This window comes from Arthrobacter sp. 05T420 (assembly GCF_056396305.1).
Window position 1 is genome coordinate 164,876 of the sequence record NZ_JBFTLG010000009.1, and the last position, 14,984, is coordinate 179,859.

The 14,984-nt window shown below is 66.6% G+C and carries 16 protein-coding genes; 8 read left to right on the forward strand and 8 right to left on the reverse strand.

What is annotated here, in order from left to right; all coding sequences use genetic code 11:
• Positions 1-178: 178 nt before the first annotated feature.
• Positions 179-1,531, forward strand: a complete 1,353-nt coding sequence (locus tag AC1DEM_RS10890) for an aspartate kinase (RefSeq protein ID WP_476884382.1) — start codon at positions 179-181, stop codon at positions 1,529-1,531.
• 214 nt (positions 1,532-1,745) lie between these two features.
• On the opposite strand, the gene AC1DEM_RS10895 is transcribed toward AC1DEM_RS10890, so the two are convergent.
• Positions 1,746-1,940, reverse strand: coding sequence for a hypothetical protein (locus AC1DEM_RS10895; protein ID WP_476884383.1), 195 nt, complete (start codon positions 1,938-1,940; stop codon positions 1,746-1,748).
• Positions 1,941-2,083: 143 nt separating this feature from the next.
• A complete protein-coding gene (locus AC1DEM_RS10900) occupies positions 2,084-2,308 on the reverse strand; it encodes a hypothetical protein (RefSeq protein WP_476884384.1) in 225 nt (74 codons plus the stop codon).
• A gap of 145 nt (positions 2,309-2,453) precedes the next feature.
• Here AC1DEM_RS10900 and AC1DEM_RS10905 point away from each other — a divergent pair, with 145 nt between their 5' ends.
• The 4 genes from AC1DEM_RS10905 to AC1DEM_RS10920 are packed head-to-tail and all read left to right on the forward strand — an operon-like array spanning position 2,454 to position 4,934.
• On the forward strand, positions 2,454-2,924 hold the full coding sequence (locus AC1DEM_RS10905; protein ID WP_476884418.1) for a MarR family winged helix-turn-helix transcriptional regulator: 471 nt from the start codon (positions 2,454-2,456) through the stop codon (positions 2,922-2,924).
• 27 nt (positions 2,925-2,951) lie between these two features.
• Positions 2,952-3,569, forward strand: a complete 618-nt coding sequence (locus AC1DEM_RS10910) for a serine protease inhibitor (protein ID WP_476884385.1) — start codon at positions 2,952-2,954, stop codon at positions 3,567-3,569.
• 4 nt (positions 3,570-3,573) lie between these two features.
• Complete coding sequence (locus tag AC1DEM_RS10915; protein WP_476884386.1) at positions 3,574-4,545, forward strand: 3-methyladenine DNA glycosylase; 972 nt, start codon at positions 3,574-3,576, stop codon at positions 4,543-4,545.
• The gene (locus AC1DEM_RS10920) at positions 4,542-4,934 is read left to right on the forward strand and encodes a serine protease inhibitor (RefSeq protein WP_476884387.1); all 393 of its coding nucleotides are present in this window, start codon (positions 4,542-4,544) and stop codon (positions 4,932-4,934) included. Before AC1DEM_RS10915 ends, AC1DEM_RS10920 begins: the two co-directional genes overlap by 4 nt.
• A gap of 126 nt (positions 4,935-5,060) precedes the next feature.
• Here the strand turns inward: AC1DEM_RS10920 and AC1DEM_RS10925 are convergent, their stop codons facing one another.
• Entirely contained in the window at positions 5,061-8,288 is a 3,228-nt protein-coding gene (locus tag AC1DEM_RS10925; protein WP_476884388.1) for a S8 family peptidase, read from the reverse strand.
• 332 nt (positions 8,289-8,620) lie between these two features.
• Entirely contained in the window at positions 8,621-8,806 is a 186-nt protein-coding gene (locus AC1DEM_RS10930) for a hypothetical protein (protein WP_476884389.1), read from the reverse strand.
• A 292-nt stretch (positions 8,807-9,098) separates the two neighbouring features.
• Here AC1DEM_RS10930 and purS point away from each other — a divergent pair, with 292 nt between their 5' ends.
• From purS to purL, 3 genes are read left to right on the forward strand one after another with little or no spacing between them, the layout of a single operon-like run.
• Positions 9,099-9,350 carry a phosphoribosylformylglycinamidine synthase subunit PurS gene (gene purS / locus AC1DEM_RS10935; protein WP_018776110.1) on the forward strand — a complete coding sequence of 84 codons (252 nt, stop codon included), beginning with the start codon at positions 9,099-9,101 and terminating at the stop codon, positions 9,348-9,350.
• Between the two features lies 1 nt (position 9,351).
• A complete protein-coding gene (gene purQ / locus AC1DEM_RS10940) occupies positions 9,352-10,110 on the forward strand; it encodes a phosphoribosylformylglycinamidine synthase subunit PurQ (protein ID WP_476884390.1) in 759 nt (252 codons plus the stop codon).
• The gene (gene purL, locus AC1DEM_RS10945; RefSeq protein ID WP_476884391.1) at positions 10,107-12,440 is read left to right on the forward strand and encodes a phosphoribosylformylglycinamidine synthase subunit PurL; all 2,334 of its coding nucleotides are present in this window, start codon (positions 10,107-10,109) and stop codon (positions 12,438-12,440) included. The genes purQ and purL overlap by 4 nt, the downstream gene beginning before the upstream one ends.
• Before the next feature lie 70 nt (positions 12,441-12,510).
• On the opposite strand, the gene AC1DEM_RS10950 is transcribed toward purL, so the two are convergent.
• From AC1DEM_RS10950 to AC1DEM_RS10965, 4 genes are all read right to left on the reverse strand, one after another.
• On the reverse strand, positions 12,511-13,452 hold the full coding sequence (locus AC1DEM_RS10950) for a hypothetical protein (protein WP_476884392.1): 942 nt from the start codon (positions 13,450-13,452) through the stop codon (positions 12,511-12,513).
• A 155-nt stretch (positions 13,453-13,607) separates the two neighbouring features.
• Complete coding sequence (locus AC1DEM_RS10955; RefSeq protein ID WP_476884393.1) at positions 13,608-13,901, reverse strand: DUF503 domain-containing protein; 294 nt, start codon at positions 13,899-13,901, stop codon at positions 13,608-13,610.
• A gap of 21 nt (positions 13,902-13,922) precedes the next feature.
• Entirely contained in the window at positions 13,923-14,240 is a 318-nt protein-coding gene (locus AC1DEM_RS10960) for a putative quinol monooxygenase (protein WP_476884394.1), read from the reverse strand.
• Between the two features lie 130 nt (positions 14,241-14,370).
• Complete coding sequence (locus AC1DEM_RS10965) at positions 14,371-14,973, reverse strand: hypothetical protein (RefSeq protein ID WP_476884395.1); 603 nt, start codon at positions 14,971-14,973, stop codon at positions 14,371-14,373.
• Positions 14,974-14,984: the final 11 nt, after the last annotated feature.

A 14,984-nucleotide genomic window follows, 5' to 3' on the forward strand; every position in this document is an offset into this window, starting at 1 on the left:
TGTCCACTCCCAGGAGCCGCCAAGGGGAATGTCCAGTTGAGACAGGCCCGGCGTGTCTGCCATTCGGTCACAATTCAACGGCGCGGGCGGCACGGCGATAAACTGGGGTGAGAAGTTACGCCGTCGCGCCGTTTGGTTGCCTGGCTCAGAACCCCGATGCTCCAGTGAGGGTGCGCGAATGAGTTTGCCCACTACCGAAATCCAGCCCGGATCGCAGACGCTGCCCGTCTCGGCCGCCGCCACGAAGCACCTTGTCGTGAAGAAATTTGGCGGTTCCTCGGTGGCGGACGCGGCGGGCATCAAGCGCGTCGCCCGGAGGGTCGTGGACGCCCATAACGCCGGCGACGAGGTCGTAGTGGTGGTCTCCGCCATGGGCGACACCACCGATGAGCTCCTTGACCTCGCCGGGCAGGTGACGGATTCCGCCCCGGCCCGCGAAATGGACATGCTCCTTTCCGCCGGGGAACGCATCTCCATGGCGCTGCTGGCCATGGCCATCAACAAGTTCGGCGCCTCGGCCCAGTCCTTCACCGGATCCCAGGCCGGCATGATCACCGACGGCATCCACGGCAAGGCCCGGATCATCGACGTCGATCCGCACCGCATCCGCACCGCCCTGGACAAGGGGCACATCGCGATTGTGGCCGGATTCCAGGGCATGAGCCACACAACGAACGAGATCACGACGCTCGGCCGCGGCGGTTCGGACACGACGGCGGTGGCCCTTGCCGCGGCGCTCGACGCCGATGTGTGCGAGATCTTCACCGACGTCGACGGCGTCTACACGGCCGACCCGCGCGTCGTCGCGTCCGCCAAGAAGATCGACCGCATCTCCAGCGAGGAAATGCTGGAACTGGCCGCATCCGGCGCTAAGATCCTGCACCTGCGTTGCGTCGAATATGCCCGCCGCTTCGGCGTACCGTTGCACGTCCGATCCTCATTCAGCCAGAACGAAGGCACCTGGGTCCTGCCAGGCGCCGACGACAAGATCACGACTCAAGAGGGAGTTGCCTTGGAGCAGCCAATCATCTCCGGCGTTGCACACGATCGTTCCGAAGCCAAGGTCACGGTGGTCGGCGTACCGGATATCCCCGGCAAGGCGGCGGCGATCTTCCAGGTCATCGCGGACGCCCACTCGAACATCGACATGATCGTCCAGAACGTCTCCACCCATGGCACGGGCCGGACCGACATCTCCTTCACGCTCCCGATCGTCGAGGGCGCTGAAGCCCTGGCCGCACTACACGCCGCGCAGGAACGGATCGGCTTCGAGAGCATCGAATACAACGAGAAAATCGGCAAGCTCTCGCTGATCGGTGCCGGCATGCGCTCGCACCCGGGAGTGTCCGCGCGCTTCTTCGCGGCCCTTTCCGAGGCCGGAATCAACATCAACATGATCTCCACCTCGGAGATCCGCATCTCCGTGGTCACCCACGCGGACCTGCTGGACGACGCTGTCCGCGCCATCCACAGGGCGTTTGACCTCGACAGCGAGGACGAAGCCACGGTCTACGGCGGCACGGGCCGCTAGCCGCACCCGGGCAGAAACCCGGACGCATAGAGATGGGAAGGGAGCGGCGCCTGCCGCTCCCTTCCCATCTCCGCCTGCCTGTGTCCGCGTTCCCCGTTCTCGGCCGCATCCGCATGTTGGCGCCGCGTTCCACGCGACCGCGTGGAACGCCGCCGCCCGGATGCCCCGAACCCAGGTTCCCCCGGCACGAGTGGGACGGGCGCAACAGGCCTCGTCAGATCTCTTCTTTCCAGAGATCCGTTTTCCGGACAGCGTAGTGGTGCCCCTGCGCGTCCGTCTCGACCTCGAAGCCTGCCAGGTCGTCCTCCGAGGCGTGCTCGAAGTCGTCATGCTGGTGAACTACCGGCGCCGCGGTATCGCCCCGATTTGCGGGTCCGAACAGGAGCTTCAGCTTGTCGGTCTTTTCCATGAATGCTCTGACCGCACGTGTCACTAGTTCCACCCCCTTTCCTCGTCCCGGGTGGTTCAGGATCCTGCACAGCGGTGTGTCAGTGCCCTCATTTTACGCCCGACGGCGGGAAATGGCCCGGGTGGGATGCCGCTAAAAGGGACCTAACGCAGGGATTTGTCGTCGGGGTTGCGGGGCACCACGTAGGTGCTGCCGTCGGGGCGGTGCACGGTCTCCCACTGCTGGGTCTCGGCTTGGCGCATTGCCAGCAGCCGCCTGTTCTGCTCGGTCATCTCGTGGCCGAGTGAACTGCGGTTGGCTGGCCCGAACACTGCACGGAACTTCCCGGTGGCCCGCATGAATCTCTCGACGGCGTTTTCCTTGGCCATGGCTATCCTTTCCTGAGAATAAGTCAATGCTCCCAGTGTACGCTAATCATTAGTGCACTAATCATTTGAAGGAGTCGGTGTGACCGAAGGAACCCCAGCAATCCAGGGCGGGCAGGACGTCCAGGGCGGACACGTCGCGCAGGACGTGCAGGACGCCCGGGCAGCCCAGGACGACCTCCTCCTGGAACAACAGCTCTGCTTCGCCCTGACGGTGGCCTCCCGAAGCGTGGTGGGCGCCTACAAGCCCGTCCTGGACAAGCTCGGCCTGACGCACCCGCAGTACCTCGTCATGCTGTGCCTTTGGGAAGCGAGCCCACGGTCCGTCCGCGACATCAGTGACGCGCTGGCCCAGGAGCCGGCAACCATCTCGCCGCTGCTGCGCCGCCTCGAGACTGCCGGTTTCATCACCCGCCAGCGGATGGAGGGCAACGAACGCACCCTAGATGTCCGGCTGACGCCGCGCGGAGCCGCCCTTCGAGAGCAAGCCACCGAAGTCCCGGGCATCATGATGGCCCGGCTGAAGTTGACGCGTGAGCAGGTCGGCCAGCTGCACGCGTCCATGATGGAACTGATCGTTGCCACACGGCCAGGCCCGGACGACGCGCCCCGGCGGTAGACTGGGCAAAAAAGAGGAGGACTGCTGATGCGCACGCAATCGGGCCGCCCGGCACTTGCCCTGGCGGCCGTCCTGATGGCCACCGCCGCACTGGCCGCTTGCACGCCAAACGGCGGGCCCACCCCTTCCCCCTCCCCCAGCACGACGACGGGCACTCCCACCAGCCCGGCGCCCACAGCCCCGTCCGGCTCCCCTTCGCCGGACACAGAGACGACATCCCCGGCACCGTCACCCTCCGCTGTTCCGCTGCCGTCCGGCCCGGGACAAGGCAACGCCGAACTCGCCATCATGATCAAGCCGACGGTAACCGGCACCGCGACCAACTTCACGCTCGTCTGCCAAAACGGGGTTCCCGCGGCCGAGAGCCAGCACCCCAACGCCGCCGCAGCGTGCATCGCCATCAAGAACAACCCGGCCATCCTCAGCCCGGCTCCGGCCGGCAAGGGCCAGATCTGCACCCAGCAGGCGACCGTGCAGCAGGCCCCCGGGCAGCCGGCAATCTACGGCGGCCCACAGGTGGCAACCGTCACCGGCGTCGTGGACGGACACCAGGTCCAGGCGACCTACAGCCAAAAGGACGGCTGTGAAATCGCCGCCTGGAACGCCGCCAAGGACGTTCTGGGTTCATCTGGCGGGGCGAGTTAGGCCCTTGCACCTCCAGCAGGAAGAGTGGCTGCCACGCCAGGCCGCCCACCAGCAACGCGTCCGCCGCTATGCGGATCCCTACCTCGAGCGGCGCTCCGCCGGCCGGAAACACCCGGTGGAGGACTTCCTCTTCACCTACTACACGCAAAAACCCGGCCAGCTGCTGCGCTGGCACCCGGGTGCCGGCGTCGTGCTCTCCGGCCCCGAGGCAGCGGCCCGGACCGGGTGGAAGTATTACCGCGCGGCCGACGCCGCCGAACTCGCCGCCGCCGGGCTGCCGGCGCAGTCGCATGCGGTGACTGTCGACGTCGGCGCCTTCCTCAGGGACCGACGGGAGGCGCTGCAGTTCGCCGGGATCATCCTCGCCGGGACTGCCGCGCGGCCGGCCCAGTTCGGCTGCTTCGGGCTGCACGAGTGGGCCATGGTCTACCGGCAGGACAAATTCGACCTCCGGCACGAGTACCTGCAGTTGCGGCTGGGGTCCGGACGAACCGACGAGGTGGTGGAGGAGAACCGGATCCGGTGTTCGCACTTCGACGCCTTCCGCTTCTATACACCGGACGCCGTCCCGCTGAACAGCATGGTTCCCAGCAGGGAGAACCAGCGGGCCATGGAGCAGCCGGGCTGCCTGCACGCCAACATGGACCTCTACAAGTGGGCCTACAAGCTTTCCCCGCTGCTGCCCAGCGAGCTGGTCATGGACTGTTTCGAACTGTCGTGGCGGATCCGGGCCATGGACATGCGGGCGTCGCCCTATGACCTCGCCGACTGGGGGTACCCGGCCATCCAGATCGAGACTCCGGACGGCAAAGCCGAGTACGTCGACTATCAGCGGGCGTTCGCAGCCGAGTCGCAGCAGCTCCGCGAGCGGCTCCTGGACGAGCTGACGCCGCTGCTCAACGCCGCGGCCGCGACAGCCCCCACTACCGGAGGCCCGCACCCGGAGCCGGACACCAGCCTGAAGGGACCGTCATGACAGACCCAGCCAGCCCCCAAAACGCCCGGCACGACCCTAACGACGTCGATCTGACCATCCGCCTCACCGAGGCCCCCGGCGCCCCGGAATACACCTTCAGGCTCGAAGCCGGCGACGGCTCCCCCTCCGCCGCATCCACCCTGCCCGATCCGGCCGCCGCGCTCGAAGCCGTCCGGCGCCACGGCGAGGCCATCTTCTTTCCCAAGCCGGGGCCTCCCAGGCTGTGCACGCAGCAGTACGGCGGCCCGCAGACCGCCGTCGTGACCGGCTGGTACCTCGGACGCGAGGTCGATAGCCGCTTCAGCCGGACCGACGGCTGCGAGATCGCCCGCTGGCGCGCCATGGCGCCGCTGCTCGGCGGTGTAGCCGGATCCACGGGCGCCATCTGACGCTTCCGGGCAAGGGCCGCACGTTCGCGGCAGACTTAACGGCCCCGGCGGATTAAACGGCAACGGCCGGCGGTGTGAGCCGCCGGCCGTTGCCGTTTCTTGGTGATTCTGCCTAACTGGCGTCCACTAGATGGCGTTGTTCGGGGTAAAGGTCTGATCGCTGTTCTGGATCTTGCCCTGCTCCTGCTTCACCTTCTTGCCCTTGTCCTTGTTGTCCTTGTGACCGGTGTCGCCGTCGGCGTTGTCACCCGGACCGTCGTTGGAGTCCTGGTCCTCCGAGGTCGGCGGCACCACTACGGCGCCGGCCGGACTCACCAGGACCGAGACGAACGTGGGATCGCTGGCACCGGCGAAGGTGACCCGGCCGATGTACGACCCCGTCTCCAGACCTGCCCAGTTCAGCATGACCGTGCCGGCCTTGCCGTTGGTGAGCCGCAGCGGGTTCGGGTTCAGCGAGGACTTGCCCACAACCTTGCCCAGCACGGCAGCGTCGACCGAGGCCTTGGTGGGCTGGTTGTTCGGGCTGGCGTACAGGTTGGCGTAGATCGTGTATTTGCCCGGAGTCGGGTTGGGGATGGACACCGATTCGCTCGCCGAGGACGTCGCGACCGTCAGCGGGCCTTCCGGGGTCATGACGTACATGTCGAAGTCAGCGTTAGGATCCGCGGAAATGACCGAGAACTTGGCCAGCGGAGCCCCGGCCTCGACCTGGACGCTCTTGACGACGTTCGAGGCATCCTGACCCCCCGTGAACGGGCCCGGGACAAGTTCGACGGCCGTGGAGTCGGCCTTCGAGAGACCGTCGAGGGTCATGTTGATGGGCGAGTTGGTGCCGGAGACCACCTTGATGGCGCCGGAACCGCTGCCGCCTTGGGAGGTGAAAGCGACATCGGACAAGGCCACAGCAGACTGCGGACGGACCGCGATCGGCGACGCCACGTTCTTGTCGGCGCCCTGCCAGGTCAGCGAACCGGTCGCGAACTTGCCCAGAGGTGCGCCCTGGTTCTCAAAAGAGACCTTGAACGACCGCTTTTCACCGGCGGCGCTGAAATTCAGAACAGCCGGGGTCACGCTGACCTTGATGCCGGGAACGTTGAACTTGGCCTTGTAGACCCCCGGGGTCAGGGCGGTCAGTGTGCGGGTGACCTCGATCTTCCCGGTCAGGTTGCCCAGGGCGAAGGACGGAAGGTTCATGTCCCGCGGCTTGATGATGCCGATCCCCGGGATCCTCACGTCGAAACCCGTGCCCCGGGCGAACGCCAGGTAGTCTTCCGTGGTCGCGTCGTAGACCAGGCCCGGGTCCAGCACGCGGGCCGGGTCCACCTGGCCCGCACCGGTGGCAAAGACATCGGTGTTCTTGGAACCGTCAGCGTTCTTGACATCGCTCGTGGTGGTCATCATCGCGGACTTGACCGTCGCCGGAGACCACATGGGCTTCTTGGCCAGGATCAGCGCGCCAAAGCCGGCCACGTGCGGGGACGCCATGGAGGTGCCGGAGAGGAAACCGAAGCTGTCTCCGCCGGTGCCGATCGGCGAAACGCCGGCCAGCACGGCCACGCCGGGGGCCGCAACGTCGGGCTTGAGCAGGTCGGAGCCGGCGGCCAGCAGCGGGCCGCGGGAGGAGAACCCGGCGATCTGCGGCTGCGCCTCGAGGGGCAGGCCGGTGGTGTCCTTGTTGACCAGGGAAACCGTGATGGCCGGGTTGGCGGCGACCTTGGCCTTGATGGCCTCGGTGGCGGGCGGGTTCACGTGGACGGTGGGGACCGAGTGCTTGTCCGTGTCCAGCGAGGAGTTGGTCAGGTTGACGAGGATCATGCCGACGCCGCCGCCGCGCTTGACCTCGGCGCTCTTTGCCACTCGGTCAACGACGCCGCGGTCGCAGACCACAACCTTGCCGGCGATCTTGGCCGGATCCAGCGAGCCGTCACCGCACAGGGCCGGGCTGGTGCTCCCGGCGGCTGCCGCGTTGGCTGCCAGCACAACGCCGGCATTGGTTACCTGGCTGTTCATGATGCTGGCGCCGCGGTATTTGCTGCCGTCGGAGAACTCGACCGTTCCCTGCAGTTCCTGCGAGAAGCTGGTGGCGGCGACCGTGGTCAGCCAGGGTGCGCCGTGGTTGACGGTGCCGGCGGTCGGGCCGGAGTTGCCGGCGGAGACGGCGACGAAGATCCCGGCCGAGGCGGCGGAAAGGAACGCCATGGAGACCGGGTCCGTGGTGGTGTCCGTGGAGCCGGAGATGGAGTAGTTCAGGACGTCCACCCCGTCCATGATGGCCTGGTTGATGGCCTCGATGGCCGCCGATGAGTAGCAGCCGCCGGTGTTGGGATCCTTGTCTTCCCAGCAGATCTTGTAGACGGACAGCTTCGCGGCCGGCGCGATGCCGCTGGTCTTTCCAAAGCTCCGGCCGTCAACCATGGCTTCGACGTCGGCGTTTCCGGCAGCCGTGCTGGCCGTGTGGGTTCCGTGGCTGGCAGCGTCCACGGGAGACAGCCGTTCGCCCGGGGCCCAGTCTCCCGGCGGGACACTGTCCGCGAAGGCGTCGCCGAAGTAGCGGGCGCTCAGGACCTTGGAGTTGCAGGCGGTGCCGTCGAAGTCGGTACCGGTCTGGCACTCACCCGTGAAGAGTTCGCCGTCGGCCTTAAGCATCTGGATCTTGCCGTCCGCGTTGCGGTACGGCACGCCAACAACGGGATCTCCGGTGAGCGGCTTAACCGCCTGGCCGGCGAAGTAGGCGCTGGACGGGGTGTACCCGGTGTCGATAACACCGACCACCACACCCTTGCCGGCAGCGTCTTTGCCGCCGAACTTGGTGTTCCACGTGCCGTTGGGCCCGCTGAGCTTGAGGAAGTCGGTGCTGGAGTAGTCGGGTGCGTTCTGCGTGTCCGGCGCGACCAGCAGAACCGAGGGGTTCTTGGCCAGCTTCACGGCCTGGTCCGCCGTCAGCTTGGCGCTGAAGCCGTTGAGGGCTGCCGTGAACTGGCGCTGCATCTTGACGCCCTGCTGACCGGCTACCTGGGCCTGCTTCTGTTCCAGGTGCGCCTTGTACTGCTTGACTTCGGCCCTGTTGGCATCCAGCTTCTTGCCGGCCGCAGGCTTGGTGGCCGCCAAGCCTGCCGTCCCGCCGTCGTACGTTGCGGACGGCTTTTCCGCCAGGACCACAATGTAGCGGCCGTCCTTGTAGTTGTTCGGATCAACATTCTTCTGTCCGACGCCGGCTACGGCCGGCCCTTGCGCCGGGGCCGCGTTGGCGGGGGCGATCGCGATGCTGGACAGAAGAACCGGCAGGCCCAGGGTCAGTGCCGCGGCCCTCCGGAGTCCCCCGCTTCGAAGGAAGCTCTTTCCTGGTGATGTCACGAGTGTTCGAACCTTTCGTAAAGGAACGGCCCGGTTCAATGCCGGGCCCAGCGGACTGGCGGGAACTCACTGGGCGGTCGCCCGGCTCGCCCCGACGGATACCAGCCGATTCATACAGTACAGACTGAGAGCGAGATATGACATAGACCACACGAAGGTTTTTAGAATTGTCATCCGACACGACATGATGCGACTACTACGCCGCTGAACTGCGTCAATTGGGGCCGCCGGCGCGCGCCCCTTCGGTGCCCCAGGCGGCGCCCCCGCGGGGAAGGACCGGCCCCCGAACCGCCCCCGGGCCCGCCGCTGGCCAGCTGGCGGCTACCGCCGGCCTATTTTCGCGGGGTCCGGACGACGTCGCTGATCCATGCACGGGTCTTCTCATCCAGGGGACCGGCCACCTTGCTCGCCCTCGCCTCACGGTCGGCCTTGATCTTCTGCAGCACCATCCGGCCCAGCCCGGCGAACACTGCGACAGCCACAACAGACAACACCACGGATTTCGGTTTCTCAGCCATGCGCACATCCTACTGACCCGCGGCAGCCCGGACCATAGGCCGCAGCCGCCCCGGCAACGCCATTTGTCCAGTTCAAGGACCTGCCCGTGCGGCCGGGTTCACACTCCCAGGCCGAATACGGCCGGACGCACCGGGGCCGGTAGAATGGGCATGCAAGCTCGCGGAGCGCCCTTTCACGTTGTGTTCACAAAGCAGTGTATTCACCAAGCAGTCCTCAACACACAGCGGATCGGCGTGAGACGGCACCACTCCGCTGCGCCCTTACCCAACGCTCACGCACAGGAGTTGCCGGATGCCCCGGATCGTTGTCGACGTCATGCCCAAGCCCGAGATTCTGGACCCGCAGGGGAAGGCCATCGTCGGTGCTCTGCCCCGGCTGGGCTTCACCGCTTTCAGCTCTGTCCGCCAGGGCAAGCGCTTTGAACTCACGGTCGACGGCGAGGTGACCGAGGAGATCCTGGCCCAGGCCCGCGACGCCGCGGAGACCCTGCTGTCCAACCCGGTGATCGAGGACGTCGTCAACGTCGAGGTCGTTGAGGCCTGAGATGACTGAACTCCCCCTGATCGGCGAGGCTGTTGCCGTCGCCGCGCACCCCCGGCTCGCCGGTGCGAAGATCGGCGTCGTCACCTTCCCCGGCACCCTGGACGACCGCGACGCCGCCCGTGCGGTCCGGCTGGCCGGCGCCACCCCGGTGGAGCTCTGGCACGCCGGCACCACCTTGGGCGACGTTGACGCCGTCGTGATTCCCGGCGGTTTCTCCTACGGCGATTACCTCCGTGCCGGGGCCATCGCCCGCTTCGCGCCGCTGATGTCCAAGATCATCGACGCCGCCAATTCCGATGCCAGGCTGCCCGTGCTGGGCATCTGCAACGGTTTCCAGATCCTGACCGAGTCGCACCTGCTGCCCGGTTCCATGATCAAGAACGACCACCTGAAGTTCATGTGCCGCGACCAGGTCCTGCGCGTGGAGAACAACACGACGGACTGGACCGGGGACTACGACGCCGGCCAGGAAATCACTGTGCCGCTGAAGAACCAGGACGGCCAGTACATCGCCGACGAGAAGACGCTGGATGCGCTCGAGGCGGAAGGCCGCGTCGTGTTCCGCTATGTCGGCTTCAACCCGAACGGCTCCCGCCGCGATATCGCCGGCATCTCCAACGCCGCAGGCAACGTGGTGGGCCTCATGCCGCACCCCGAGCACGCTGTGGAAGCCGGTTTCGGCCCCGAACTCGGCTCCGGCACCGAGGGTCTCGGGTTCTTCACCTCTGTCCTGAACAAAATCGTGGGAGACAACAAATGACGGAGACACCCGCAGTGGCGGCGCCCGCGGAGACCGCGCGGAAGTTCAACATCGACACGGTCGAGCACGCGGCCAAGACGCCGGACACCGAGCTCCCCTGGGCCGAACTTGGCCTGAAGCAGAACGAGTTCGACGAGGTAGTGAAGGTCCTGGGCCGCCGCCCCACCGGTGCGGAACTCGCCATGTACTCGGTGATGTGGAGCGAACACTGCTCCTACAAGTCCTCGAAGAACCACCTTCGCCAGTTCGGCGACAAGGTGACCGAGGAAATGAAGAAGGACATGCTCGTTGGCATCGGCGAAAACGCCGGTGTCACCAACCTGGGTGACGGCTGGGCGGTGACGTTCAAGATCGAGTCCCACAACTCGCCGTCGTTCGTGGAGCCCTACCAGGGCGCCGCCACCGGCATCGGCGGGATTGTCCGCGACATCATCTCCATGGGCGCCCGCCCGGTAGCGGTGATGGATCCGCTGCGCTTCGGTGCCATTGACCACCCGGACACCGCCCGCGTCATGCACGGCGCCGTGGCCGGGATCGGCGGCTACGGCAACTCGCTGGGCCTGCCCAACATCGGCGGCGAAATGGTCTTCGATTCCGTGTACCAGGGCAACCCGCTGGTCAACGCACTCGCCGTCGGCGTGATGCGCCACGAGGACATCCGTCTCGCCAACGCCTCCGGCAAGGGCAACAAGGTGGTGCTGTTCGGTGCCCGCACCGGCGGCGACGGCATCGGCGGCGCCTCCGTGCTGGCCTCGGAGTCCTTCGATGACACCAAGCCGTCCAAGCGCCCCGCGGTCCAGGTGGGCGACCCGTTCGCCGAGAAGGTCCTGATCGAGTGCTGCCTCGAGCTGTTCAAGGGTTCCCTGGTTGAGGGCATCCAGGACCTGGGCGCCGCAGGCATTTCCTGCGCCACGTCCGAGCTCGCCTCCAACGGCGACGGCGGCATGGAGGTCGAGCTGACCTCTGTCCTGCTGCGCGACCCCACCCTGACCCCGGGCGAAATCCTGATGTCCGAGTCGCAGGAACGCATGATGGCCGTGGTCACCCCCGAGAACATCGCCGCGTTTGAAGCGGTCATGGACAAGTGGGCCGTGGAGTACTCCTGGCTGGGCGAGGTGACCGACACCGGCCGACTGATCATCACGTGGGAAGGCGACGTGATTGTCGACGTCGACCCCCGCACCGTGGCCCACGACGGTCCGGTCTACGACCGGCCGTACGCCCGCCCCGAATGGCAGGACGCCGTCCAGGCCGACTCCTTCACCGGGTCCGTGCAGGACACCGGCCGCCCCTCCGCCCCCGCGGACCTGGCCGCCGCCATCACCGAACTCGTCGCCTCGCCGAACATGTGCGACAAGTCCTGGATCACCAAGCAGTACGACCGCTACGTCGGCGGCAACACGGCCATGGCGTTCCCGGACGACGCGGGCGTGGTCCGGGTGGACGAGGAAACCGGCCTGGGCGTGGCCCTGGCCACCGATGCCAACGGCCGCTACACCTACCTCGACCCGTACCACGGCGCGCAGCTGGCGCTGGCCGAGGCCTACCGCAACGTCGCCACCTCCGGCGCCGTGCCGATGGCCGTCAGCGACTGCCTGAACTTCGGCTCCCCCGAGGATCCCGACGTCATGTGGCAACTGGCCGAAGCCATTCGCGGCCTGTCCGACGCCTGCATGGTGCTGGGCATCCCGGTCACCGGCGGCAACGTCTCGCTGTACAACCAGACCGGGACCACGCCCATCCACCCCTCCCCCGTGGTGGCGGTGCTGGGCAAGTTCGACGACGTCGCCCGCCGCACGCCGTCTGGCTGGAAGGAAGACGGCCAGGCCATCTACCTGCTGGGCACGACGGCGGCAGAGCTGGACGGTTCGGAATGGTCCAACATGCGCGGACACCTCGGCGGCCTGCCGCCCAAGGTTGACCTGGAAGCCGAGCGCGAACTGGGGCAGATCCTGATCAACGCCTCCCGCGACGGCATGGTGGATTCCGCCCACGACCTCTCCGAAGGCGGCCTCGCCGCGGCCCTCGTGGAGTCGTCCCTTCGCTACGGCGTGGGCGCCCGGATCGCGCTGCAGGACGTCCTGGACCGCGACGGCGTGGACCTGTTCACGGCGCTGTTCTCCGAAACCCAGGGCCGCGCCGTCGTCGCGGTGCCCCGTTCGGAGGAAATCCGCTTCACGGACATGTGCACCGCCCGCGGCTTCGCGCATGTCCGGATCGGTGTGGTGGATGCCGAGGGCGGCACGCTGGAGATCAACGGGGTCGAGACCATGAGCCTCGACGCACTCCGCGAAGCCCACGAGGCGACCCTGCCGAAGTACTTCGGCTAACCAGTCCCATCGATTGCTCCGCAACTGCCAGTTTGAACCCTCAAAACGGCAGTTGCGGAGCAATCGTTCGTTAGCGGCGGGGCCGCCAGCCCGCCTGCAGGAGTGCGGCGCGGACCTTGGCCACGGCGGCCTTGGCATCACGGTTCATGTGCCGCTTGGAGATCCGGACCTCGGTCCAGCCGAGGGCCGTGTACTTCTCCGAACGGGCGATGTCCCGAACGATCTGAACCTCGTCACCGTGGTGTTCGCCCTCGTACTCGATGCCGATTCTGTACTCCCGATAGGACAAGTCGGGTTCGTGGTGCCGCGTTCCGGCGTCGTCGATGATCGGCACGTTCAGCTCCGGTTCCGGGAGACCGGCCCGGACTATGGCTAGCCGCAGCAAGGACTCCGGCGGCGAATCCGAGCCCACCCGGATGAGTGTGATGGCCTCCTTCGCCTTGCGCAGTCCGCGCTTTCCCTTGTGCCGGTCGATCATCCGCTGCAGGTCCTGGAGACTGCAGAGCGGCATGTCTCGGCCCTCGAACTCAAGTCTGGGCACCCGGACGCAACTGTCGCCGGCCACAACGAGTTCGTCTACGGTCAGTATTTCGGCCAGGTCCAGCCAGGTTCGCTCCGGGGTGGTGATAGGAATTCCGTCCAGCAGGGTGATTTCGTCGTCGTAGAGCTTCATCCGGTGAACGATGACATGTGGCCGGTTGAGATGGGCCGCGCCCTCGGGCCTGATCACGTGGTACATCGGCGGTGCCTCCTTTTGTTGCCGCGCCGGAAGCGAAACAAGCTCCGCCGCGGTGAGGTGCGACGCGGCGCATCGCTCATTGACCTCAATGAAAGGCCGCACGCGCACGCTCAAGGGAAGCCCCGGCGTCGCGCTTTGCACGCGGATTCCCCGGCCCAGCGCCGCGAGGGAGCGGTGCCGGAGCCGTTTCGGCGACACTCCGGCCTCTGCCGCTTCGGCGACGGTGAAGGGGCGTCCCCGGAGTTCGCCGGGCAGCGGGCGCGCGGTTTTCATTGCTTCATCAGACCAGTTCGGCGCCGACGTCGCAGAAGTTATCCACAACGCCCATCGATTGCTCCATAAGTGCCGTTATGAGGCCTCAAAAAGGCACCTATGGAGCAATCGTTCGTTAACTGCGCGACGGGGCTTAGGGGAGCAATCGAATGGGGTCAGTCGTCGCTGCGGAGCTCCCGCTGCCGGGCGCTGAGGAGGTCGAGTTCGGGCCGGGCCGCCACGAAGCGTTCGACGGCGGTGAGCACGTCCACGAGGTGCGCCCGGTCGGCTGCCACCAGGCCGGCGCCCAACTGCGTGCGCCGGTACTGTTCGTGATCCCCGACCTCGGCCGCGGAGACATCAAAGCGCCGCTTCAGCTCCGCCAGCAGCGGCCGCACCACCGAGCGCTTCTCCTTGAGGCTGTGAACGTCGCCCAGAAGGATGTCGAATTCGATCCATCCGATCCACATGCCCTAAGCCTATCGACGGGGTTAGATGGTGAGTTCGCCCATCCGGTCCCAGCCTTCGCCGTCGAGCTGGCGGCTGATGATCCGGGGAGTTTCGGCCAGCGCCTGCGGCATGTCCGTCATGGCCTGCTTGAAGTGGGCGCTGTTCACATGGTCTCCGGCGGCGTCGTCCTTGAAGGCCTCAACGAGGACGAACTCGTTGGGGTCCTCCACGCTGCGGGACCAGTCGAACCACAGGTTACCGGGCTCCTGGCGGGTGGCCTGGGTGAAACCGTCCACGAGTCCCAGCCAGCGCTCGGACCAGTCCGGCTTGACCTTGAATTTAACGACGATGAAGATCACGGCTGCGCCTTTCGGTGTGGGTACATCGGGCTTTCATTCTTGCAACCAGACAACGCGGGGTCACATCCGGCCCGTTCCGGGGGCATTTACGGGCCGTAAATGACCCCGCGTTCCAGTTGGAGGTAGGCGGTCAGCAGGCCTTGATGGCCTCGCGGGCCAGTTCCTGCTGGTGCGGGGTGCCGATCCGGTCGGCCCACTGCTCGGCGAGCTGGAACTCCCCCATGGCCTCGGTGCAGCGGCCGGCGTCGTGCAGCGTCCAACCGAGGTTGTTGTGCAGCGAGACTATCCACCGTTTGGTCCGGTCATCGTGGACCGTGGAGGCATACTCCAGCGCGCTCCGGGTCCAGGTCTCGGCGTGGGCGGAGTCGGCAATGGCGAGCATGTGCAGCGCGTCCACGGCCAGGAATTCCTCGCCCAAGTGGTCCGCGAGTTCGGCGGCCTGCTCAAAGAGCGGCACGGCCATCCCGGGGTGGCCGCTGGAATTGAGCACCCGGCCGCGTTCCAGCAGCACCCGGACCGCGACGGTGGGCTCATCGGCATCGACCGAATCCAGCAGGGCATCGGCTTCCTCATAGCGGCCCTGCAGCCCGATGGCCCGGCCCAGCTGGGTGGTGAGTTCGGCGCGTTCGTCGTCGTCGTAGCTTTCATCGGCGGCGGCCGCCCGGAAACGGGCTTCGGATCCGGCGGGGTCGTCAAAATTCCACAATTGGTCAAGGGTTTTCTGTTCCAGCATCCACCTGCTCC

Excerpts from the sequence above, each read along its gene's own strand:
- AC1DEM_RS10890 (WP_476884382.1), top strand. The coding sequence starts at position 179 with ATGAGTTTGCCCACTACCGAAATCCAGCCCGGATCGCAGACGCTGCCC.
- AC1DEM_RS10950 (WP_476884392.1), bottom strand. The coding sequence starts at position 13,452 with ATGAAAACCGCGCGCCCGCTGCCCGGCGAACTCCGGGGACGCCCCTTC.
- purQ (WP_476884390.1), top strand. The coding sequence starts at position 9,352 with ATGACTGAACTCCCCCTGATCGGCGAGGCTGTTGCCGTCGCCGCGCAC.
- AC1DEM_RS10965 (WP_476884395.1), bottom strand. The coding sequence starts at position 14,973 with ATGCTGGAACAGAAAACCCTTGACCAATTGTGGAATTTTGACGACCCC.
- AC1DEM_RS10900 (WP_476884384.1), bottom strand. The coding sequence starts at position 2,308 with ATGGCCAAGGAAAACGCCGTCGAGAGATTCATGCGGGCCACCGGGAAG.
- AC1DEM_RS10910 (WP_476884385.1), top strand. The coding sequence starts at position 2,952 with ATGCGCACGCAATCGGGCCGCCCGGCACTTGCCCTGGCGGCCGTCCTG.
- purL (WP_476884391.1), top strand. The coding sequence starts at position 10,107 with ATGACGGAGACACCCGCAGTGGCGGCGCCCGCGGAGACCGCGCGGAAG.
- AC1DEM_RS10930 (WP_476884389.1), bottom strand. The coding sequence starts at position 8,806 with ATGGCTGAGAAACCGAAATCCGTGGTGTTGTCTGTTGTGGCTGTCGCA.
- AC1DEM_RS10895 (WP_476884383.1), bottom strand. The coding sequence starts at position 1,940 with ATGGAAAAGACCGACAAGCTGAAGCTCCTGTTCGGACCCGCAAATCGG.
- AC1DEM_RS10920 (WP_476884387.1), top strand. The coding sequence starts at position 4,542 with ATGACAGACCCAGCCAGCCCCCAAAACGCCCGGCACGACCCTAACGAC.
- purS (WP_018776110.1), top strand. The coding sequence starts at position 9,099 with ATGCCCCGGATCGTTGTCGACGTCATGCCCAAGCCCGAGATTCTGGAC.
- AC1DEM_RS10955 (WP_476884393.1), bottom strand. The coding sequence starts at position 13,901 with ATGTGGATCGGATGGATCGAATTCGACATCCTTCTGGGCGACGTTCAC.